Raw genomic sequence first — 22548 nt, forward strand, 5'->3', positions numbered from 1 at the left:
AAAGACGTCAACAGTTCCAGCCGGGATGCCACAACAGAATGTAGGCAAGTGACAGGCACCCGATAATTGTGAGAGGCGAGTGCGGGGCAAAGCTGACAACTATTCCCACGACGGCACACCCCAACCCGAGCCATCGGTCCATTGGTGACGTGGCAGTATTCGCAGCTTCTGCCTTTGTAATTCCACCTGCCTCCTGCCGAGAGGAGAATCGCTCAGCGCGGCGCGTCCGGCGATTCGGTTTCGCCTCCAGGCCCTTATTATGTGGCATGACTCAATTGTCCCCTGATTAGGGACGTGCTTCAAGTGTGTTATTAGCCAAACTGGTAGACCACTTGGGGACTTTGAACCCAAAGGTGGAGTCGGGGGGAGACCGGGGTCGTTGACTTTTTGTATGGTCCCACAGGGACTTGGTGCACCTGATGGAACAGATTTCCCCAAGTTGAAACGCGGGGCTAACGATCGCTGCGCCTACGGCGCGGGATGGTGAGGGCGGCGGGGCGGGGTTTGTGGTTTCCCACTCATCCACGATAAGGCAGTGGATGAATGGGGCACTCAGGTTTCTGGTGACCTCATGACCGGGCCACCTGCCTCAGCCGGACACACTTTAAGGGATTTAGCGGCGCGAATAAAGTCGTGCCCTTTCGAAACAAAGGTTGGGCGCAGCCCGAAAGCTGCGCCCTCGCTTTGTTCGCGGCCAGTTGATCAGCAGGTGCCGGAGTGCACGTCTGGCCCCGTCTGTTTCTCCTGGAGTGCCGCCTGCGCTGCGGCAAGCCTTGCCGTCAGCAACCGGAAGGGCGAGCACGATACATAGTTGAGCCCGATCTTGTGGCAGAACTTGACGGACTCAGGGTCGCCGCCATGTTCGCCGCAGATGCCGACCTTCAGCGTCGGACGCGTATTACGTCCCTTGGCAACGGCGGTCTTCACCAGCGATCCAACGCCAGCCTGGTCGAGGGTGGCGAACGGATCCTGCTTGAAGATGCCGGCTTTGAGATACGCGGGCAGGAAGTGGTTGATGTCGTCGCGCGAGATGCCGAACGTGGTCTGCGTCAGGTCGTTGGTGCCGAACGAGAAGAACTCGGCTTCCTCGGCGATCTGATCGGCAGTCAAGGCTGCGCGCGGCAGCTCGATCATGGTACCCACCATGAAGTCGACCGTGGTGCCCTTCTCCTTGAAGACCTGCGCGGCAATCCGCTTCACAACCGCGGACTGGTTGCGCATCTCTTCGATGGAGCCGATGAGCGGAATCATGATCTCGAGGTGCGGATCGCCGCCGTGGTTCTTCACGTTGACGGCCGCTTCGAGGATGGCCCGCGCCTGCATTTCGGTGATCTCGGGGAAAGCGATGCCGAGGCGGCAGCCGCGCAGTCCGAGCATGGGGTTGACTTCGTGCAGCTCCTGCACGCGAGCCAGAAGGACGCGGAGCTCCTTCAGCTTGGGCGAGCGGGGCTTGGTGTCTTCAAGGTGCTGGATTTCGACCAGCAGCTCTTCGCGCTGCGGCAGGAACTCATGCAGCGGCGGGTCGAGCAGGCGGATAGTCACAGGCAGCGATTCCATCGACTTGAACAGCCCGATGAAATCCTGGCGCTGCATGGGCAGCAGGTGCTTGAGGGCGGCGCGGCGCTCCTGCTCGGTGTGAGCCAGGATCATGGCGCGCACGTGCTCAATGCGGCCTTCCGCAAAGAACATGTGCTCCGTGCGGCACAGTCCGATGCCCTCGGCACCGAACAGGCGGGCCTGCTTGGCGTCGCGCGGAACGTCGGCATTGGCGCGGATGCGCAGCTTGCGGACGGGGTCAGCCCAGCCCATGAAACGGACGAGGTCCGGATCATCAGGCTGTGCCGGGATGGTCTTCAGCTTGCCCTCGATGACGCGGCCCGTGGTGCCGTCCAGCGAGATCCAGTCGCCCTGCCGGAAGGTCTTGCCCTTCACGCGGAGCTCCTTGCGGTTCTCGTCGACCGTGCACTCGCCGGCGCCGGCTACGCAGCACTTGCCCATACCGCGGGTGACGACTGCAGCGTGCGAGGTCATGCCGCCGCGCGAGGTGAGGATGCCGGAGGCTACTTCCATGCCGCCGATATCCTCAGGCGTTGTTTCGCCGCGGACCAGGATGATGGAGGTGTAATCGCCCTTGTGATGGTGCTTCACAGCATCTTCAGCCGTGAACACGATCTGTCCGACAGCCGCGCCCGGCGACGCCGGAAGACCGGTGGCCAGCACTTCAACCTTGGCGCCCTTCTCATCGAGACGAGGCACAAGGAAGTCATAGAGCTGGTTCGGTTCTACGCGGAAGATAGCCTCTTCCTGCGTGATGAGTCCTTCGCGCACCATGTCAATGGCCACGCGAACGGCCGCGAGGCCGGTGCGCTTGCCATTGCGGGTCTGCAGCATATAGAGCTTGCCATCCTGGATGGTGAACTCGAAATCCTGCATATCGCGATAGTGCTTTTCCATCTTCCAGGTAATGGTGCGGAGCTGGTCGTAGACCTTGGGCATGGCCTTCTCGAGCTCGCTGATGGGCATGGGAGTCCGAACGCCCGAAACGACGTCTTCGCCCTGCGCGTTCATCAGGTATTCGCCGAAGAAGATGCGCTCGCCGGTGGCGGGATTGCGGGTGAAGCCCACCCCCGTGCCGGAGTTGTCGCCCAGGTTGCCGAACACCATGGCTTGCACGTTGACCGCTGTGCCAAGCCAGTCATCGATGTGGTTGATGCGGCGATACGTCTTGGCGCGTTCGTTCTGCCAGGAGCGGAACACGGCGTCACGCGCGGCCGAAAGCTGTTCCAGCGGATTCTGCGGAAACTCCTTGCCGGTCTCTTTCTTCACCAGCTTCTTGTATTCCGCGATGATGTCTTTCAGAGCAGCGGGCTGCAGCTCGTAGTCGTAGTGCGCCTTCTCGCGCTCCTTGACGGAGTCGAAGATGTGCTCGAACTTCTTTTTGGGAATGTCGAGGACAACGTCACCAAACATCTGGATGAGGCGGCGATAGGAATCATAAGCAAAGCGCGGATTGTTGCTGCGTTTGGCGAGCGCTTCAACGGCGTTGTCGTTCAGGCCCAGGTTAAGAATGGTGTCCATCATGCCCGGCATGGAGAACTTTGCGCCGGAACGCACGGAGACGAGCAGCGGGTTGTCGCCTGCGCCGAGCTTCTGGCCCTGCATGCGCTCCAGGCGCTCAAGGGCGGCGTGCATCTCGGCATCCATCTGCGGGTTGAGCTGCCCGCGCATGTACTCGCGGCACGACTCGGTCTGGATGGTGAATCCGGGGGGAACAGGAAGGCCCGCGTTTGTCATCTCCGCCAGGCCGGCGCCCTTGCCGCCCAGCGTGTCCTTCATTCGACCGTTACCATCTGCCTGGCCGCCGCCGAAGAAGTAAACGTATTTGGTGGTTGCTGAAGTTGACGTCGAGCTTGCTGTGTCGGCAAGCTGCTGTTCCATCACGCCCTGCGTCATGGCGATGATGCCTCCGTGCGTGAGATGCCCGGATTCATTTGCGACCGTTCTCGCCTGGATCCGGGTTGCCGTAAAACGGCACGCATGAGGGATGAAGGGACGTTGAGCTCAGCCGGCAACGGGAAGAACTAGATTTCGGCTGGGCGCGTGCGAATCACCCGTCATTCGAGACACGTTTCGCGGGTACTGCGATTGCGCAAGTACAAATAGTCCTCCGGGTCAACACTTGAATGTGTTGATCGTCACAGACAATCTTGTTGCAAAGGGAGTCAAGTGTGTACCTTGGGTGGGAATTTTTCGCATTTCAAGACAAACCCAGCCCCGAAACTCGTCATATGAGACGATTTCAGGCGTTTCGCGCAAAGCGAGACACGAAACCCGCGCCGGATTACGAAGTGCGAACCGCATGGTGAGATCCAACCTGAGCATCTGACCACCCGACTTCCAAAGATGTCAAATGCAAATGCGGCGGCGGGCTTGTGCCCGCGCGGATCAGATCGGCTGGATCGCGACACTCGCGTTGGCAATTGCCGGCAGACGGAAATCTGGAACCGAGAGTTCCAGGCGCGTGCGGGTTGCCAGCGCGTAGGTGGTGAAGGTGATCGGCGTGCCAGGGCAGAGCTGCCGCATGTGGACGCGTCTATCGTCATTCTGGTTCGAAACCGTAAACGAATTGGTTAGGTCTATGGGAATGCTCCACACGCCGGTAAGGCTGAACGCTGCCGGGGCTGGATCGAGCGCCCCCGTCCAGCCGTAGCCGGAAATGGGCCCTCGCTCGGCGGAGTCGGAAGTCAGACACTTGTCGTGCCAGACTGCCGTGATGTAGGTGAGGTCCGGCTGGCGCATGGGGGCGAGACACCCTATCCCAACCGTGATCGGTTCGCCGTCCCAGCCGGTCTCAGGGGTGCATATCCCGAACCCGGGCACCTCGAACCTGGCTGCAGGAAGCGCGATCGTGCTGGTGCGGATCGCGCGCCCCTGATCGATGGCAAGCGTCAGATGAAGAGCTACGGGGCCGTTACGGAACTGGTCGAAAATCGCACGGGGCATGGCAAGGCGCAAGACTATGTCTGTCAGGCCCGGAACGAGTTTTTCTCCGCCCATTTGCTGCCATGGCGATTCCCAGCGCACCCCGTCCGCACGGTCCAGCGTGACCTTCCGCGCGGTCGGGATCAGCACCGATCCGGAGGCGACGCCGTCGACATGAACGGGCAGGGCAACTTCCACAATTCCCTTGTTGCTCGTTTCGTGCGAAAAGGGTTTGTGCATGGAGTCGGAGCCGTAGGTGATCTGCGCGAGCGGGGCCGCATTTTGGCTGGCGGCTGGATAGTGGCCGTTCATGAACGGCTGATCGGCGTCGTAAAACGCGGTGGACCCGAGGAGCAAAACGGTGGCCGCGGCAACGATCCAGGCAGTCCGCGTGCGGCGGCGGGCGTACTGGACCACGATGACAGCGGCGGCTCCGCAGATCGCAACAACAAAGCTCACGAAGCCAGTAACGAGGCTGGGTGAGCTGGCGAGCCGGGGTATGAGATTCGAGGCGGTGACGAGGCCCGCGACATAAACCACAAACCCCAGGATGATCAGGGTCATGCGCGCCAAATTGCTGGTGAGCACGGAAAGCGCCATCAGCGGCAGCACCAGCAATCCGGTCAGCAGGACTGCATTAAATAGGAGCCCCGGCACGTGCGCGAGTGGATTGAAGCCCGCCACGCGCAACAGGATGCATTGGATGATCACGAAGGGCAGATACACAAACGCCCCAACAAATAGAGCCTTGGCGCCGAGCAGCAGCGGCCACTGATAAGGCCGCGTGACCCAGAACTGCGTGTTGCCAACGAGTCGCTCCTCATGGACAAGCCGCGCCACCAGCACCCACCAGCTGATGGGTATAAGCAGGATGAGCAGGCTGGTGAAGAGGTCTGGGGAAGCGGCCAGTGCCATGAACGAATAGCTGACCACCTCGTGGTGGAAGTCGGCATGAGCCCATTGCCGCGGATACAGGATGATAAGCGCGGACTGCAAAGCCAGTGAGACGAGAATCTCCGGACACAAGTGGCGGACATCTTTGCGGAAGATAGCGACGATCTGCTTCATACGTTCAGCTCCCGGGGTTCGGCTGCAACGGCGACAGGTACCGGCTGGGCGCGGCCGGACTTAGCGACAGCCAGAAAGATGGCCCGCAGGCTCATAGGCTCGACGGCGATATCGCGCGCGCCGGGGAACATGGCCGCCAGTTCCTGCTGTGCCGCGGCGGGCTCATAGCGGCTGTGCACGAAGCGCAGCACGCGGTCCACGCTTTCGCATTGGAGCCAGTGCGGCGGAACAGGGAATGGTCGCGGCACAGGCTCGGCAAGCGTGACCGTCACTTCGCGGAACCGGGCGGTGAGGGAGGTCATCTCTTCGGAGAAGAGCAGGCGGCCATTTTCGAGATAGCCCACATGGCTCGAGAAGCCTTCGATCTCCGCGAGGTCGTGCGAGGAGAGAAATACTGTCGTCTCAGGTGCTCGCTCCAGCAGGCCATCGATAAGCTCGTCGCGCACCAGTGGGTCCAGGCCGGAGAGGGGCTCGTCAAGGACGATCAGAGAAGGCCGGTAGGCGAGCGACGAAGCGAAGGCAGCCTTCATGCGCTGGCCGCGCGACATGTGCTTGAGCTTGCGGTCGAGCGGCAGGTTGAACTGGCGAATGAGCTGCTGCTCGAGCGCTGTGTCCCACTCAGGGTAGAAGTTGCGGTAGTAGTCGAGGAGCCCGCGGACCGTCATCCACTCGGGCATCTCCTGGTTTTCCGAGACATACCCGATCTTCGTAAAGTGCTTACCGGCGATGAGGCGTGAGTCGACCCCGAGCACAGTGGCCGATCCGCTGGAGGGCTGAAAGATGTTCATCAGCACTTTAATCAGCGTGGTCTTGCCGGCCCCGTTCGCGCCCACAAGCGCGTAGATAGCGCCCTCGGGTACATCAAGGTCAACGCCGGCGAGTGCGACCGTGCGGCCGAAGTTCCGGGCGAGAGCGTGCGTGTGAATCACGGCGTTCATGGGCTATTCGGCTCCCTTGGTAACGGACTTGGGGGACATTTGGGCGGTGTCGGGGCTGAGGCGGTTCCAGTGTTTTGCGAACGAGGCGAGCATTTCGTCCAGCTCGATGCCGAGACGCTTGGCCTCTACCACCAGCTCTTCCATTTCCTGGCCGAGCAAGGCGGTGCGCTGCTTGCGTGTGGAGTCGGGGAGGGAAGCGACGACCGTGCCGATGCCGGGGCGCGTTTCGAGCAGGCCCTCGTTGATCAGCGAGGCGACAATCTTGTGCGCAGTATTGGGATTGATCTTGAGTTCTTTGCTGAGGGCGCGGACGGAAGGAAATGCGTCGCCGGGGAATAGCTGGCCGGAGATCAGGGCTTTCTTCGCGGCGTAAACCACCTGCTCGAAGATGGACGCGCCGGCGCGAAATTGAACTCGGAACGGAATCACATGTGTACTATGACGCATAGTACACCGCGACGCAAGATTTTTTTTAGGCTGGATCCGCTGGCTACCGTTTAGGCGGGGAGAAAAGAGCGGCCCGGTCCCTCGGGTTTGCCGCAGAGGACCGGGCCGGAAGGGTTGATTAGTTCTGCGGCATCTCGACGCTATCGACAGCAAAGACCTTCACGGCCTGCTGTGTTGACTGAAGGTCCAGGCCATACTGATCGCGCAGCGTGGAGGCCAACTGGCCGGGATCGGCGGCGGATGAGAAGGAAAGTTCGAAGTCGTAGCGGCCGGTCAGCCCGGTCTTGTCGACGACTTCATGGCCCAGTTGCCGTGAGAGGCTGTCACACAACACTTGCGGCACCCCATTGATGATGGAGTAGGAGTGCTGGTTATCTTGCACGCGGTCTTCCACTCGGGCCTTCATCTCCACGTGCGTTACGTTGGAGGGCTCTGGATCGCGCGTGGGGGTGAGCTTAGAGCCTCCGTTGGCTACCACCAGTTCGTAGACCGGAAGGACTGCGGAATCGCCGCGGACCCTGAGGCCGACGCGTTCGACAAGGAAATTCCGCAACATGGCCTGGAGCGCGGCGGGAGCGGGAATCTGGGTTGCTCCGGGTGCGTGACCGGGGCCTGCGGTAGCAAACATCACCTTAGACATGGTGTGGGCTGGAGCAGGGGGCGCACCGGGTGGCGGAATCTCCGATGTGGTTTCGGCAGTGGGAGTCCAGCGCGCTTCAAAGTCGAACCGCTGCGTGTTGATCCAGTCTGGGCCGCCGACTATACGGTCGGGTCTCACTCCGTATGCAGTAGCGATCAGGCTCTTCAAGGTGATGCTTTTTGAGACGAACTCTTTGTCGTGCAACATGAAAAAGGTGTTGCTGTTGTCGCCCTGCGTAGGTGTGAGCGAGACGGAATCGAACTTCAGCGCAGAGAACTGCTGCGCTTCATCGGCCTTCACAACACTGGGATTCAGCAGGCCCAGTGCGATCGGGCATGCAACGGCTGCGACGGCCACTCCTGCCAGGAGCATCTTGCGGCTGCGGCTGAGGGGGATTGTAGCTGCATTCATGATTTGCACCATCCTTCTTTTCAGATCGGATCCCGAGACTCCTGACACACAAGTAAGTGGAGATTCCACGCAAAAACGGCAGGCTTTGAGAATCGCGTCCGCATATTGTGCCGGCTCGTTTCCGATCTGCAGCACGGCTTCGTCACAGGAGCGCTCCCGCTCTTCGAGCAGGCGCGCTCCCATCCACCACACCAGGGGATGGAACCAGAACGCAGCTTCCACACACATGTGCAGAAGCGCGAGAAGATTGTCGCGGCGGCGCACGTGCCATACCTCGTGCGCCACAATCGCAGAGACCTGCGCATCGTCCAGATGCGCTGAAATGCCTTCAGGCCACAGCAGCACGGGGCGGAAGATTCCGAAAACTCCCGGCTCCATGCAGTCCTTCGAGAGCAGCAGCGGCAGCGGCCGCCGGAGGCCGACAATGCTCTCGGTCGCGCGCAGCATCTCGACTTCGCGGCCCTCATGCTGCGGCACTGCCAGCTTCACCAGCCGGCGCACACGCGCCATGCGGACCAGCCACGTAAGCACCACTGCAACTGCGCCCGCAGCCCACAGAAGCACAATGCAGAGCAGCCACGGGAAATGACCGGCCGCAGCTGCGTGCTGAGCAGTCGCGGCAGGCAGACCTGAGAATGGCTTGCCAATATCCATGACCGTCGTGACTACGGCGCTCGACGGCGCCTCGAACACGCGGCGCGTTGCGATCCGCTGGCCGATCTGCTCCAGCAGCGCAAACGGCACCAGAAACTTGAGCGAGGCAAGCATCCACGTCGCATGACGGAACCGCGCTTCGCTCTTGCGCAACGACCACGCCAGACCGACAGCGACGCCGGCAACCAGCGTCGATTGCCACAAATGATCGGCCGCAAGCCGGGCCACGGCAGAGGGATCAGACATGGTCATGGCTTCTCCTTCTTCTGCATCTCTTCAAGCGCGCGCTCCGCTTCACGCACATCGTCCATCGTCAACTTGCCTGACTCGATGAGGTGCGCCATAACGGGCTGTGTCTTGCCGCCAAAAAACGCGAGCAGATCGTCAATCACGCGGCGCTGCGCGGACGCGCGCGACAGCGTCGCCGCAAACAGATGGAAGTTGCCCACCTTGCGCACCCGGCGTACCGCATCCTTCGCTTCCATGCGATACACGGTGGTCTGAATGGTGGTGTATGCGGGCTTCTTCTTTCCGGGAATGCCTTCTTGAATGTCGCGGATGGAGCACTCTCCGCGCTCCCACAGAACATTCATAATGGCGAACTCAAGTTTGGACAGCCGGGTCTGGGTCACTCGCCCCTCCTACATGTGTATGCGAATCTACTACACGTGTTTGAGACGAGTCAACAGTAAATTTGTCACCAGCCCAAAATCGGCTTGAACCGACTTGCGCGAGCCCAGTGAATTAGTTCACTGCTTGTTGTCCTGCTTCAGAAACTCGCCGGTCTTTTGCGTACTCTTCTTGAGGGCGTTCCAGACATTCCGGCTTGACCGGCTGAGGGCGTTCCCGGTCTTTCCGGCGGCTGTTCCAAGCGCAGCGCCTGTGTTGTCGTCGGCGACGCCGAGAGCGGAGTCGGTAGCTTGCGCTCCCGTTGCCGCGCCGCCCAGGCCGGCGTTGACTCCCAGGATGGCGGCCTGCGCCGGGCGCTTCGACGGATTTGCCCACACCGCATAGGACTCCCTCAAGCGATCCGCTCGCGCGAGTCTGGCGTCGCTGAAATCGGACCGGCCCAGTTTGTCCTTGAGAGGCCACTCGGGCGAAAGCAGCCAGTCGCTCCCATTCATTGGCGCGCCAATCTCGCCGACATTGACGATGGCTCGGGTCTTCACGGGCTCCACCTCTTCGCAACGATCGCCGCCGCAGCCGTGCGCACAAAGCTCTTTGGAGAGAAACGAGCCATGTTTTCCGGAAGAGATCCACACCGTGGCTCCGTGATCTTCCGCAGCGACACTCTTGGCGCGCGCCAGATGGCTCGCATCGCAGACCGTGTCCTCATGTGCGGCGGCATACCAGTAGAGAGCCTTCGCTGAATCTGCATCCCCGTCAAGGTGAATGAGAGCGGAGACGTGTTCCGCGTCCAGAGCATGGCCGAGCTCGCCGCAGTCTTTGCGCCACAAATGGTAGTAATGCAGCTCAACCTCTCCCGGGCGATCTTTGCGAGGGAAGGCCTGGCCATAGATGGTGCCATCGTCTTCCATCACCGTAGGCTTGGTTATCTGCCGCACAAACCGCGCCGGCATCACAGAGCAGTCCGTTCTGCTCACCATAAAGACGGGAGAGAAGCGCGCCAGAAGCGCAGCCTCAAGTGAATCTGAAAGCCCATCACGGTCACTATCCTGCGCCGGAGTGGACAGCGGTTTGTCGTTTGCATGCAGAGGATTCGCAGCCATCAAACAGAGCAGGAACACAAAGAGAACGATGAGGATGCGATGGGTTCTCCCGCTGAAAAGCCTCGAGCACAACTGGTGTTCCACGGAGCCAGGTCCCTTCTGCTACGTCACCAGTGTCGCAGAGGTACCCGCGGGCAGCTAGTGCGCGGGCAGAGAAGGGAACCTGTATTAAGTTGTTCGATTGATTTCTGGGGAAGGGAAGCCGAAGTGCCCGGCTGAAATAAATCTATGCGCTTGCTCTATGCGGATTTAAGCACGAGGCAATCGCATTACGCGGCTGGGCACTCCACGCAGGGTTGCATGGCAGGCGGCGGGATCTGGACGGCATCCTGCGTTACGAGGATGTGGTCCAGCCCCACGAGTCCGAGAATCTCCGCAACGTGCGGAGTCACATTGCACACGCGGAAGCTGTGTCCCGCGGTGCGCGCGCTGCCATAGATGGAGATGAGCGCCGCAATGCCGGCCGCATCAATGCGGCGCACTTCACTAAGGTCGAGCACAGCGTTCCGCTCGCGTACCACGGGCGTTAACAGCGCCATCAGCCGATCCTCATTCCCGCGCACGAGTTCATGGAAGTCGGCAGGCGCGCTCACAAGAGATCCGTTGTTCTGGCTCATGATCGTATTCATTCTTTCCTCCCTCACAGCCCTTCGGCAATTCCTTGGGTCACTGCGTACCGCTCGATTTCCCGAAAGGTCGCCGCTCCTTTGTTGTCGCGTCGACTTGAACGCATCGGCTTCGCGATATGCCCCCAGGAATTGCGTGTGCGTCTGCCTGGTCAGGCTGTGTTGGCCATTGATATTGCATGCCGCGGGCCAAAGGTCCGGCGACGGAATATGCTGAAAGCAGAGGGGATATTGAAACTACAGCGAATCCCCGTTTGCTGACCCCTGTTCGAATGCGCATTCGGTGTTCGCAATCGAACATGCTGTGGACTATTACGATGACGGAGGCGACCCGGTTCCATGAATTCGAAAGAGACAATTTCGAATGACGGTCCAGGTTCCTCCTCAGGGCCTTCTATCAATACAGACGAGATAAGAGCGCTTGCGGTTAACAGCGGTTTCAGTAAAGCCGGCGTCGTCGCACTGCCCCATGCCCACGATGTGCGCGATGCGCGGAGATTCTCTGATTGGGTTGATGCTGGCCGCGCCGGAACGATGCAGTATCTCAAGCGTACGAACCCCGAAGGTGAACTGGTCCGCGCGCGCGTTTCCACTCCGTTTGAATGGGCACGTTCCGCGATTGTGTGCCTCGCGAATTACAACAGCGATCAGCCCAAATCGACCGACCCCACATCCCCCAATGCAGCTTGGATTGCGCGTTACGCATGGTCGAGCCGCATCGATCCGCAGCGCGGCCGCGTGCCTAGCGATTATCACAAGGTTCTGCTCAAGCGATTGAAGGCCCTTGAATCGCAGTTGCAAGAGCGCTATGGCGAATTCGAATCCCGCGCCTATGTAGATACCGGCCCAGTGGTGGAGCGGTCACTCGCGGTAGCCGCAGGCCTGGGGTGGTCCGCAAAAAACGCCTGCCTCATTCATCCGAAGCTCGGTTCCTACGTCTTCCTATCAGTACTGATCACGTCGCTGGACGTCGTGGCGGAAGGCACTGTGCTCAGCGTGCCGGATCGCTGCGGATCATGCACGCGCTGCATCGAGGCTTGCCCCACCAACGCGCTCTTCACGCCTTACCAGATGGACGCGACGAAGTGCATCTCCTATCTCACCATCGAGCACAAGGGAGAGATCGCTCCGGAGCTGATGCAGGGTATGGGACGGCAGGTCTTCGGCTGCGATATCTGCCAGGACGTGTGTCCATGGAACCGCAAGGCCCCCGTCGCCGCCGATCCGGAACTCGCCGCACGTGAAAATCTCGTGAATCCCGCGCTGGGATGGCTTGCCGACCTGGACGAGCAGTCCTTTGAGCGCGCGTTTAACGGCTCGCCGGTTCGCCGGGCGCAATACGGCGGGCTGCGCCGCAACGTCGCCATCGCTATAGGCAACGCCTTCGCGGCAGGCCATTGCGACGCGCGCCTTATCGAGCGCCTGCGCGCCTGGTCCCACTCGGAGGACGAAGGAATTCGCACCGCCGCCGAGTGGGCGCTAAGTCAATTGGAGATTCGGGGAAGCACCGCAGAAAACCGCTGACCGCAATAATCAGGCGTGCTGCACAAGCAGAGCGACTGAGGAAGCCGCCCGCGCACTTCCTACGAAACCCGGAGAACGTTTGCCGCGCTTAGGCCCTTGGGACCCTGCTGGCACTCGAATTCCACGCTCTCGCCCTCATTGAGCGTCTTGTAGCCCTTCTCCTGAATCGCCGAGAAGTGGACGAAGACGTCCTCGCCGGTGGAGCGCTGGATGAACCCGTAACCCTTGGCCCCGTTAAACCACTTCACAACACCTTGTTCCTTCATGCGCATTTCTCCTCTATGGGTAAGGCACAGCTAAACTGCCGGCCTGCTCATGGAACCGCAAAATTTCTGGCAGGATGCGTTGGACTCGTTAAGGGAAGACCATAGGCGCGAACATGATACCCCCGCCGCGCCGTGCCTCAGTTATGGCAGGAAATTGGTTGATATGCAAGGATAAAATTGCGTGTTTTCCTTTCCCAACAGGAAGTTTGAAGTCACGAAATAGCCGGAAAGTTTATCCTGATTACAAAACCTCCTAAGCCTGACGGCATGTTCGATCTGCCGTGGAGGCTCAAATCCATGGAGCCAATCCAGGAGTTATGCAGTGGCCGTTATCTCAGATCCCGGTACAGTTGCGGAGCCAGTTGTAGAAGCCCCGGCAGGACCGGACTGCGCGCCCTCCGTTGTCGACTCTGCCGCTGTTTCCGTAGAGATACCCAAGTGGTACCGGCTGCGCAAGGAAGGCGCAGCGCTCATCAGCTACCTGCTCGACAGCGAAGTGCACACGTTCGCCTTCAGCGTGGCAGCCAACGCAATCCTGTCATTTATCCCCCTGATCCTTTTGCTCTACACGCTTGCTATGCGTGTATTTCATTCGCAGGCCATGATCGGCGTCATCGGAGATATGGTTGATTACTTCCTGCCGGCCACGACCACTCCGCGTAACTGGGTCGCGAATAACATCCAGATAGCTGCCGCACTGTCATCGAGTCACGGCATCCAGATCTTCTCGCTGATCATGATCCTTATCTCGTGCACCGGTATCTTCCTGCCGCTCGAGGTGGCGCTGAACCAGGCATGGGGCGTGAAGAAGAGCCGCAATTACCTGATGAACCAGGTGGTGGCCTTCGGCCTCGCGATTCTGATGGTTGGATTGGGTATGGTGGCGATCGTGCTGAGCGCGGGCCAGCGCGCCATTCTTGATTTCCTGTTCTTCCATCACACAGAAGGCGGCGGATTCCTGCCCTGGCTGTTCAATGCGATCAGCACCGGCTGGATGGCGATTTCGAGTGGCGCGGCATGTATCGTGTTCTTCTTCTTCGTTTACTGGCTGCTGCCTAACTGCAAGGTGCCGCCGCGGCCAGTCATGCGCGCTTCCATCGTGGTGGGACTTATCTGGCTCGCGTCTCGCTATATCTTCGTGCTGGTCCTGCCGCACCTTGACTTGAAGTCGATGTACGGACCGTTCTATGTCAGCGTCGGCATCCTCTTCTGGGCCTATATCTCGGGGCTGATCCTCTTCGCCGGCGCGCAATACAGCGTGAAGCAATTAGGAACGGCGAAGTAAGCCCCTAATCTTTCGTTCCGACGAGCCGCCCGTTGCGGCTCTATACCTGTTCAGGTATATTAGGACGCGAGTGGACAGCACGGAAAAGCCGCTGTACTGGATCGGGAGCAGCAAGCGCGATCTAATGGAACTGCCCGTCCCCGTTCGAAAGTTCTTCGGCCATGCGCTCCATTTCGCCCAGTTGGGCGAACAGCACGAGGCGGCAAAACCGTTGAAAGGATTCGGCGGCGCGGGCGTACTTGAGATCGTTGAGGACAGCGTTGGCGGCACATATCGCGCGGTCTACACGGTGAAGTTCGCAGAAGCCGTCTTCGTGTTGCACTGTTTTCAAAAGAAGAGTAAGAGCGGGATTGCGACGCCCAAGAAGGAATTGGATGTTATTTCTTCGCGACTGAAAGTCGCCGAAGCCGTTGCAAGGGAGATTCGTCATGCCAAAGCACGCCAATAAGAACGCCGAGGTCGAGCGCAGCTCCGGCAATGTCTTTGCCGATCTTGCCCTGCATGATGCCGAGCGGCTGAAGATCAAATCTGGTCTCGCGATCGAAATCACGCGGGCAGTGCGCCGCCTTGGCCTGACCCAGCAGGAAGCGGCTGCGCGGATGGGCATCTCGCAGGCCAAGATATCCGGCCTGATGCGGGGGGATTTCAGCAACCTGTCGGAACACAAGTTGATGGAATGTCTGAACCGCATTGGCTACAACATTGAGATCAAGGTGACTGCGGGGGAGCGGGTACCGGGTACCCGCAAACTCAAGGTCGCTTGATCGTCTACTTCACCGTGAACGCCTTCACCGCAATCGCATTCGGCCCGCGTCCGGCGGGCAGCATGGTGAACAGCGAGCGCGTCGATGTCCGCACCACTGCCACATCGCCCGAGCGCGAATCCACCACAAACAGCAGGTGCCCAGCCGTGGAGAAAGCCATCGCCGAAGGTCCGTCCCCAATGTGGATAGAGGCCGCGCGCTTGCCGTCGTCGATGGAGTACATCGTCACTTCCGACGAGCGGGCCGCGGCCACGTAGAGCAGTGAATTGTCGCTTGAGACGATGCCGCGCACCGGGTCATCGCCGATGAGCGACGCTCCGCCCACGTCATTCGTCGTCGTCACCACTTCGCTGATCGAGTCCGACTGCTCATTCGAGACAAACAGTTCGCCGCCGTCGGGCTTCAGCGCCAGGTGCACCGGAGCGCGGCCCACGTCCATCATGGCCTCCAGTTGGTCCGCGCCGCCCACGTTGAACTTCGAATTTGCCAGCGTAATCGCCATCAGCTGGTGCCCTGAAGAGCAGGCGACAAACGCCTTCGACGAGTCCGGCAGAATCACCGCATCGCTCGCGCCCGGGCAGCCCTCGAAGATGGCGCGCACGCGGCGCGAACCCGCATCGATGATGCTGACCGAGTTGCCCGTGCGGTTCGGCACCACAATGGTCTTGCCGTCCGGCGCAACGCGCGCTGTTGCCGGGTGCTCGCCCGTGCCGATCTGCGCTATCTCGCGCCTGTTCTTCAAATCCACCACCGAGACGCTGTTCGATCCCCAATTGGCCACGTAGGCCAGGTCGTGTTCGGCGTCGATATCGATGGATTGCGATTCCTTGTGCAGCGGGATCGTCGCGGCGATGCTGTTCTTTTCAGCATTCAGCACGGTGACGGCACCCTGCCCCGTTGCCGCGCCCTGGTTCACCACATAGACCTCGTTGCGCGAGGGGCTCACCGCGACGGCTACTGGCCGCTGGCCCACCTGGACTTCGCGATCGAGCCGCACGTTCACCACGTCGTAGATAGACACGGTGCCGCTCTCGCCATTCGTCACATAGGCATATTCGCGATAATTCGCCGGATACTGCGGAAAATCATGCCGCCGGCAGGCTGTGAAGAAGCAGGCGACGAATAAGAGGCAGGAGAAGAGAGAGACGCGGAAAAGGCGGCCACTGCGGCCGCCTTCCTCGATGGTGGGTATTTGCTTACTTTCTTCCGTCATGGACGCCGGTCGTGCTCTCCACATGAATGCCGCGCGGAAGGGTGCGATGCACCACCGGCGCGATCTGCTCAATCTCATTCATCATGGTAACGAACTGTTCCGGGTAGATGGACTGCGGGCCGTCGCTGAGCGCCTTTTCCGGCTGATGATGCACTTCCACCAGCACGCCGTCCGCGCCCACCGCAACCGCGGCCCGCGCCATCGGCAGAACCTTGTTGCGCTTGCCCGTTCCGTGGCTTGGATCCACCAGAATAGGCAGATGGCTGAGCCGCTGCACAGCCGGCACGATGCTCAGGTCGAGCGTGTTCCGCGTGTGGTCGGCGAACGTGCGCACGCCGCGCTCGCACAGAATCACCTCGTAGTTGCCCTCGCTCATGATGTACTCGGCGGCCATTAGGAACTCGTCGAGCGTCGCAGACATCCCACGCTTCAGCAGAACCGGCTTCCTCAGCCGCCCGGCATGCTTCAGCAGCGAGAAGTTCTGCATATTGCGCGCGCCAATCTGGATAACGTCGGCCCACTCGGCCACCAGTTCCAGCGTCTCGTTGTCGATGGCCTCGGTGATAATGCGCAGCCCGAATTGGTCGCGAATCTCCGCCATGATCTTCAGAGCTTCCACGCCCAGACCCTGGAATGCGTAAGGCGATGTGCGCGGCTTGTAGGCGCCCCCGCGGAAGAACTGCGCTCCGGCCTTTGCCACCTGCTCTGCTATCGCGAATGCCTGTTCGCGGCTCTCGATCGAGCACGGTCCCGCCACGATGGCGAGGCTCCTCCCGCCGATCTGCGCGTCGGTGCCTTCAAACCTGATGATGGTGTCTTCTTCTTTGACGTCGCGGCTGGCCAGCTTATAGGGCTTACTGACGCGGATCACTTCCGCCACACCCGAAAGCTCTTCGATATTGCCGCGATCCACTTCGCCCTGGTTGCCGGTGACGCCGATTGCCGTGCGCTGTGCGCCGGGCATGGGATGGGCGCGGAAGCCCAACTGTTCAATATGGTCGCAGACGGCCTGGACCTGCTCCGGCGTGGCCTGCGCCTTCATGACTACTAGCATTGCGGAACCCTCAACCCCTGAGTCTACCGGGTTGAGAGTTGAAGGGCAATGTCGTTTGCAATGAGAACAGGCACACGAGCCTCTCCGGGTCTGTGTGCCTGCAGGCAGAGAAAACCAAGGATGATTGCTTTACAACAACGCAGATCCGGGTGTCGATCCGGGGTAAAAGTGATGATTGCGTCAGCCGGCTATTTGCCTGCTTGGAGGAGAGGAGATTTGTCCACCCGGGCCGAAACGATTGCCGGAGCAACTACCATTCCGACAAAGGCAAGGGCGATCAGCAGATCGTGCATCTCTGGCTTCTTCACTCCGGGCGGTGGGCTGTGTTGGCCATCCGCCTCTACAACCCATAATCGGCCTGAACGGCATTTAGCTGAATCCCACGAACACCGAAAGTAATAGCCCCAAAGGTGGGATTCACGGGAAAAGCCGCAGATAAGCCCCGATGATCGACTGGCCCCAAAGCGCGCTGACGATGCCGCCGATACAAAGAAAGGTGCCAAGCGGCAGCTGCGCCGTGGCCCATGAGCCCTCGCCTCGTCTTGACCGCATCATGAGCGTGCCCACCGCATAGACCGCCCCGAGCACGACCCCAAGGAAGAGCGACAGCAGCGCCCCTTCCAGCCCCAACCACGCAGCCAGCATCGCCATCAGCTTGGCGTCGCCCAGCCCCATGCCTTCGCGCCGGCGAATGAGCCAGTAGATCCAGCGGATGATAAGGATGATGGTGGCCGAGATTGCGATCGCCAGCAATCGCATTCCTATCCCCTTGGCGTCGCCCCACCGATCGCTAGGCACGTGGAGAGCCCAACCTACTTGTTCGCCCTGAATGAGCCACCACAGAAAACCAACTCCGATCCCGGTCAGCGTCATCGCATCCGGAAGCCAGAGATATTCGGAGTCAAGGACGGCGAGGCCGATCAATAGCCATAAAAAGAACATCATTCCAGCGGCGTATTCGACCGGCAAGAAAGCCTTCCATGACTTCCACGCCATAAGTGCCCAAGTTACCCCCACCGCCGCTTCCACCAGCGGATACCGCACCCGGATCCAAACCCCGCACCCCCGGCATCTGCCCCGCAGTGCGACCCAGCTCACCAGCGGCACATTCTCCCACCACGCCAGCGTCCGCCCACACGCGCGGCAATGCGAGCGCGGATGCACCACGCTTTCGCCGGCCGGCCAGCGGCTCAGGCAGACGTTCAGGAAGCTGCCGAAGCAGAGCCCCAGCAGCGCCGCGAAGATCGTTCCGATGATGCGAAGCATGAGTCGGCTTGAGTATACGTGGGCTGGACGTTCAAGGAGCTATTTCCGCTCGTACACAACACGCCCGTCGAAGATCGTCATATCCACCTTCGTCTTCTCAATCGCTTCCGGCGGAATCGTGAAGATGTCCTCCGACAGCACCACAAGATCGGCCAGCTTCCCCGGCTCAATCGAACCCTTCACCTTTTCCTGGTGCTCCGCAAAGGCCGACCCCATCGTGTACGCGTGCACAGCCTGCGCCACCGTGATCCGCTGCTCTGGCACCCACCCGTTGGGGTTATTTCCGTCGAGGGTGCGCCGCGTCGTAGCGGCATAGATCCCCATCACCGGATCGAGCGGCGCAACCGGCCAGTCTGACCCGAAGGCCAGCGTCGCCCCCGCATCCAGCAGCGACTTCCACGCATAGCTTGACTTGATCCGCTCTGGACCAAGTTCGGTCACAGCCCACCGTCCGTCATCAATCGCGTGATACGGCTGCATCGACGCGATGACGCCGAGCTGCGCAAACCGAGCATAATCCGCCGGGTGCAGATGTTGCGCGTGCTCAATCCGCAGCCGTCGATCGGCCGGGCCATTCTCCTTTTCAAGCCGCTCATACAGATCGAGAATCGTCCGGTTCGCGCGATCGCCGATCGCGTGAATCGCAATCTGCAACCCCGCCTTATCCGCCTGCCGTAGCTCTCCGTAGTACTTGTCCGGATCGAGCAGGTCAGCGCTCGAGATGCCGCTGTAACCGGGTTGATTCGTAAACGGCTCATCCATCCACGCGGTCTCCGAGCCCAGCGCTCCATCGGCAAACGACTTCAGATTGCCGATGCGCAGGCTAGCATTGCCGAACGGCGCGACCACGCCGCTGTCGGCCAGTGCTTTCCAATCGCGAATATTCATCGCCTCATAGATACGGAGCGTGAGCTTGCCCGAGCGCTCCAGCTTCTGAAATTCACGGAACTGATTTGGCTGGTCCTCATCCTCGGGTGTGTCCGCCATGTTCTGCACGCTGGTCACGCCATGCGCGGCCGCTTCGCGCATGGCCGCCTCCATCGCGCGGTCCTGCTCCTCGGCAGAGAGCGGCGGCATGATGCGGACCACCATCGCTGCTGCCGCGTCTTTCAGGATGCCTGTCGGATTCCCGTCGCGATCGCGCTCAATTTCGCCGCCTGGCGGATTCTTCGTGTTGCGGTCGATCCCGGCCAGCTTCAGTGCCAGCGCGTTCACCAGCACCATGTGTCCGTCGATCCGCCACAGAAAAACCGGATGATCGCCGGTCACGCCGTCAATGAGCTGGTGATTGGGCAGCGCCACCGGAGTCCAGTTCTGGTGGTCCCACACGCCATCGCGAATCCACGTGCCGGCCGGCAGCGTCTTCGCGAAATCTGCAATCCGCTGCTTGAACTCTGCCTGGCTCTTCGCATCCCGCGTCTGCACCGTGGTCAGCGACTCGCCGCCGCCGAACAGATGCACATGCGCGTCGTTGAACCCAGGCAGCAGCAGCCGCCCGTTCAGGTCGATCACCCGCGTGCCGGCGCCAGCAAGCTTGCGAATCTCGTCATCCGTACCGACGGCGATGATCCTGTTGCCGTCCAGAGCCACCGCCTGCGCGGTCGGCTCCGCCGGGTTCTCGGTCCAGACCTTGCCATGCACCAGGATCAGCGTCGCCTCACCCGCCCACGCCGAAGCGGACACAAGCAGGACGGACAACACAAGCAGCAGCAGGCGAAGACGCAATTGCATTTGGAATCTCTCAGATGGGAAGTTGATCTGCCCAAGTGTACAGGGGCTCAGCGCTCGAGTGATGCCCGCGACTCCATGTAGGTCTGTTCCTCGGCAGCCGCGCCATGCGACCGCCGAAAGGGGCCCAACAGTCCCCACATTGCCAATTGCCACCAAACCAAAGTGCCGAACGTTACGACCATCTGGCTGAAGAAGTCATCTGCTTCATCTCGTGCGGTAGGCACGCCAATACTGAACCATGCGCGCAGAACTGCGATCCCTACGGCTGCCGTCAAGCCCATAGCCACCACTACGTGACGGTGGTGCGCAGTGAACGGGTTGGCAGGGATGCGGAAGTCGGGCGGTGTGTGCACATACCAGCGCCAACACCAGAGGACCAGGATCAGAAGCCCGGCGGCCGAGCTGACGAGCTGCAGAATCGAGCTGAGATGCCACCAGCCGAGCCCCGGCAGGCGGAACCCATGGTGCAGCCACTCTACGTGCTGACCGATCCAGTACCGGTCATGTGTGACGCCGTCCCATACCAGGTGGGTCGCAATGCCGATCAGCATGGATAAAACCACATGCAGAAATCGCAACGGTGGCCAGAATCGACACGGCACAAGCGTTCCGGTGAGCCGCGCCCGGACGCTGTCCGGCAGAAGATACGCAAGCGGCACCTTCACCAGCCGATGAAACAGCCATAGCGTCGCCAGCCCTAGTGGCAGGTCAAGGCCGAAGATGCCCACAAGAGTATGCCCCCAGCCGCCGCCAGACCCGAGCCGGATGAAGTACTCGAGGTCAGGCGCAAACGTGCCGATCAGCAGTGCCGAAGGTACGAGGCGCGCTCGCCGGAAAGGCAACGCTGCTGCCGCATGAGATAGGGTGAAGGGCACAATCCCCATTATTGACGACAGGCAGGAGATTGTCTCGCGGAGCAGGCCGGAGTGTGCGGCCGGAGATCCTGCTCGGTCGTCCAGATCGCGTCCGGCCCAGATTGAGCCGGACGCGCCTGAACCAAAAGCTATTTGCGCTGGCCGCTGAACATCGCGCGGAGAGTGCCGGTGAGTTCGTCGGGCTGGCGCTCCTGCGGAAGCTCCACGACAGGCGCAGCCGGAGCGGGTGCTGCTTCAACTACCGGCGCCAGGTACGAGGGCGTCGCTGCCGAAACGGCTGGCGTGGAACCCAGGGAGCGTCCGTTGCTTGAGCTGCTGCCCAGGCCCACGCGGCGCTGCAGCCGTTCAATCGCTGCTATATCGAGCTTGTACTCTTCTTCAATCTGCCGCTTCAGGGCTTCAAGTTGATCGCGATCCAGGTTCATTGGGAGCTATACCTCCAAAATCCTTCCAGTTGGAAACTTGTATGGAAGTGTGCCATGAGGCAGCGGATATTGTGCCTACACGAAGGTGTTACGACGAATGTCACTTGATGGTGCTGTTGCCCCACGCCTTCCCGTCGTGCTGACCCGAATCGAGACACTTCCTCCCATCCCAGCGGTTATCCTGTTGAGGATGGACGTTGCACCCGGCGCAGGCAGTCCAGATTCCAGTGTCCCCGCTTCCCAGTCCGGCTCGGCGGTCGCGACCGATCCGGCGGGAGCGGCGCAGCTCTTTGAGCAGTCGGCCGAAATCATGCGCCGCCTGCGTGCTCCCGGCGGCTGCCCCTGGGACCGCGAGCAGACCTTCGACACCATCCGCAAATACACCCTCGAAGAGGCCTACGAAGTTTTCGACGCCATCGAGCGGCGCGACTTCCCCCACCTTGCCGAGGAACTCGGCGACCTGCTGCTGCAGGTCCTTTTCTACGCCGAAATGGCAGCCAACGAAGGCCGCTTCACCATCAGCGATGTGCTCGAGCACCTCAATCGTAAGCTGATCCGGCGTCACCCCCACGTTTTCGGCGAAGAGGCCTCGCGCGCTGCCGGCAATCGCGCCGACGTCGATGCCGATGTGCAGGGCTCGTCCTCCGCCGTGCTGCGAAATTGGGAAGAAATCAAGGCCCTCGAAGCATTGCATGCAGCGAAGTCTTCAGAGCCCCAAGGCAGGTTGGAAGGGGTGTCCCGCGCAATGCCCGCTCTTGCCGAGGCTGCGAAAATCGGCGGAAAAGCTGCCAAGGCAGGATTCGACTGGCCGCACTGGCGCGATCTGCTGCCCAAGATCGCCGAGGAAGTAACCGAGCTCGAAGCCGAAGCGGAAAGCGGCGACCAACCGCGGATCGAAGCCGAATTGGGCGACCTGCTGTTCACCGTCGTGAACCTCGCGCGCCATCTCGACGTCGACGCCGAGATGGCCTTGCGCGGCTGCAATCTCCGCTTCCGCCAACGATTCAAAGAAATGGAACGAGCAGCACCCAAACCGCTCGAAGACCTATCTCCCCCCGAACTGGAAGAACTCTGGTCCGCAGCGAAGAGAAAAGAACGGGGACAAGAGAACAGGGAATAGGCAGTAGGGAATAGGGAATAAAGACAGCA

The 22548-nt window shown here is 60.8% G+C and carries 20 protein-coding genes; 5 read left to right on the plus strand and 15 right to left on the minus strand.

Translation table 11 applies throughout. The annotated features are described in order from the left end of the window. Positions 1–702: 702 nt before the first annotated feature. The 8 genes from ppdK to MOP44_RS19570 form a co-directional block, all read right to left on the minus strand. A complete protein-coding gene (gene ppdK, locus MOP44_RS19535) occupies positions 703–3453 on the minus strand; it encodes a pyruvate, phosphate dikinase (RefSeq protein WP_260791930.1) in 2751 nt (916 codons plus the stop codon). A gap of 492 nt (positions 3454–3945) precedes the next feature. Further along, a complete protein-coding gene (locus tag MOP44_RS19540; RefSeq protein ID WP_260791931.1) occupies positions 3946–5550 on the minus strand; it encodes a hypothetical protein in 1605 nt (534 codons plus the stop codon). After that, positions 5547–6488: an ABC transporter ATP-binding protein gene (locus MOP44_RS19545; protein WP_260791932.1), complete on the minus strand. Its 942-nt coding sequence runs from the start codon at positions 6486–6488 to the stop codon at positions 5547–5549. The genes MOP44_RS19540 and MOP44_RS19545 overlap by 4 nt, the downstream gene beginning before the upstream one ends. 3 nt (positions 6489–6491) lie before the next feature. Next, positions 6492–6917: a GntR family transcriptional regulator gene (locus tag MOP44_RS19550; protein WP_260791935.1), complete on the minus strand. Its 426-nt coding sequence runs from the start codon at positions 6915–6917 to the stop codon at positions 6492–6494. 136 nt (positions 6918–7053) lie between these two features. Continuing rightward, on the minus strand, positions 7054–8886 hold the full coding sequence (locus MOP44_RS19555) for a M56 family metallopeptidase (RefSeq protein WP_260791937.1): 1833 nt from the start codon (positions 8884–8886) through the stop codon (positions 7054–7056). 2 nt (positions 8887–8888) lie between these two features. Beyond that, positions 8889–9272: a BlaI/MecI/CopY family transcriptional regulator gene (locus tag MOP44_RS19560; RefSeq protein ID WP_260791938.1), complete on the minus strand. Its 384-nt coding sequence runs from the start codon at positions 9270–9272 to the stop codon at positions 8889–8891. 117 nt (positions 9273–9389) lie between these two features. After that, positions 9390–10370, minus strand: a complete 981-nt coding sequence (locus MOP44_RS19565) for a hypothetical protein (protein WP_260791940.1) — start codon at positions 10368–10370, stop codon at positions 9390–9392. A gap of 269 nt (positions 10371–10639) precedes the next feature. Next, positions 10640–10999: an STAS domain-containing protein gene (locus MOP44_RS19570; RefSeq protein ID WP_260791941.1), complete on the minus strand. Its 360-nt coding sequence runs from the start codon at positions 10997–10999 to the stop codon at positions 10640–10642. 336 nt (positions 11000–11335) lie between these two features. On the opposite strand from MOP44_RS19570, the gene queG reads away from it, so the two are divergent. Continuing rightward, positions 11336–12520 (plus strand): tRNA epoxyqueuosine(34) reductase QueG, encoded by a 1185-nt coding sequence (gene queG / locus MOP44_RS19575; protein ID WP_260791946.1) that lies wholly within the window; start codon positions 11336–11338, stop codon positions 12518–12520. A 59-nt stretch (positions 12521–12579) separates the two neighbouring features. On the opposite strand, the gene MOP44_RS19580 is transcribed toward queG, so the two are convergent. Then, positions 12580–12786, minus strand: coding sequence for a cold-shock protein (locus MOP44_RS19580; RefSeq protein ID WP_260791948.1), 207 nt, complete (start codon positions 12784–12786; stop codon positions 12580–12582). A 322-nt stretch (positions 12787–13108) separates the two neighbouring features. Between MOP44_RS19580 and MOP44_RS19585 the strand changes: the two genes are divergently transcribed. The 3 genes from MOP44_RS19585 to MOP44_RS19595 all read left to right on the plus strand — a co-directional run bounded on the left by MOP44_RS19585 (position 13109) and on the right by MOP44_RS19595 (position 14835). After that, entirely contained in the window at positions 13109–14071 is a 963-nt protein-coding gene (locus MOP44_RS19585; protein WP_260791949.1) for a YihY/virulence factor BrkB family protein, read from the plus strand. Between the two features lie 70 nt (positions 14072–14141). Then, a complete protein-coding gene (locus MOP44_RS19590) occupies positions 14142–14519 on the plus strand; it encodes a type II toxin-antitoxin system RelE/ParE family toxin (RefSeq protein WP_260791951.1) in 378 nt (125 codons plus the stop codon). Then, positions 14500–14835, plus strand: coding sequence for a helix-turn-helix domain-containing protein (locus tag MOP44_RS19595; RefSeq protein WP_260791953.1), 336 nt, complete (start codon positions 14500–14502; stop codon positions 14833–14835). Before MOP44_RS19590 ends, MOP44_RS19595 begins: the two co-directional genes overlap by 20 nt. 4 nt (positions 14836–14839) lie before the next feature. On the opposite strand, the gene MOP44_RS19600 is transcribed toward MOP44_RS19595, so the two are convergent. The 6 genes from MOP44_RS19600 to MOP44_RS19625 form a co-directional block, all read right to left on the minus strand. After that, entirely contained in the window at positions 14840–16048 is a 1209-nt protein-coding gene (locus MOP44_RS19600; RefSeq protein ID WP_260791955.1) for a YVTN family beta-propeller repeat protein, read from the minus strand. Continuing rightward, a complete protein-coding gene (gene aroF / locus MOP44_RS19605) occupies positions 16032–17102 on the minus strand; it encodes a 3-deoxy-7-phosphoheptulonate synthase (RefSeq protein ID WP_260791960.1) in 1071 nt (356 codons plus the stop codon). The genes MOP44_RS19600 and aroF overlap by 17 nt, the downstream gene beginning before the upstream one ends. Before the next feature lie 417 nt (positions 17103–17519). Next, a complete protein-coding gene (locus MOP44_RS19610) occupies positions 17520–18368 on the minus strand; it encodes a prepilin peptidase (RefSeq protein ID WP_260791962.1) in 849 nt (282 codons plus the stop codon). A 39-nt stretch (positions 18369–18407) separates the two neighbouring features. After that, positions 18408–20099, minus strand: coding sequence for an amidohydrolase (locus tag MOP44_RS19615; RefSeq protein ID WP_260791963.1), 1692 nt, complete (start codon positions 20097–20099; stop codon positions 18408–18410). Between the two features lie 47 nt (positions 20100–20146). Continuing rightward, positions 20147–20974, minus strand: a complete 828-nt coding sequence (locus tag MOP44_RS19620) for a DUF4184 family protein (RefSeq protein WP_260791964.1) — start codon at positions 20972–20974, stop codon at positions 20147–20149. Between the two features lie 128 nt (positions 20975–21102). Next, complete coding sequence (locus tag MOP44_RS19625; RefSeq protein WP_260791966.1) at positions 21103–21399, minus strand: hypothetical protein; 297 nt, start codon at positions 21397–21399, stop codon at positions 21103–21105. A 190-nt stretch (positions 21400–21589) separates the two neighbouring features. Between MOP44_RS19625 and mazG the strand changes: the two genes are divergently transcribed. Continuing rightward, positions 21590–22519 (plus strand): nucleoside triphosphate pyrophosphohydrolase, encoded by a 930-nt coding sequence (mazG, locus tag MOP44_RS19630; RefSeq protein ID WP_260791967.1) that lies wholly within the window; start codon positions 21590–21592, stop codon positions 22517–22519. Positions 22520–22548: the final 29 nt, after the last annotated feature.

It is taken from the genome of Occallatibacter riparius (genome assembly GCF_025264625.1).
Lineage (GTDB): Bacteria > Acidobacteriota > Terriglobia > Terriglobales > Acidobacteriaceae > Telmatobacter > Telmatobacter riparius.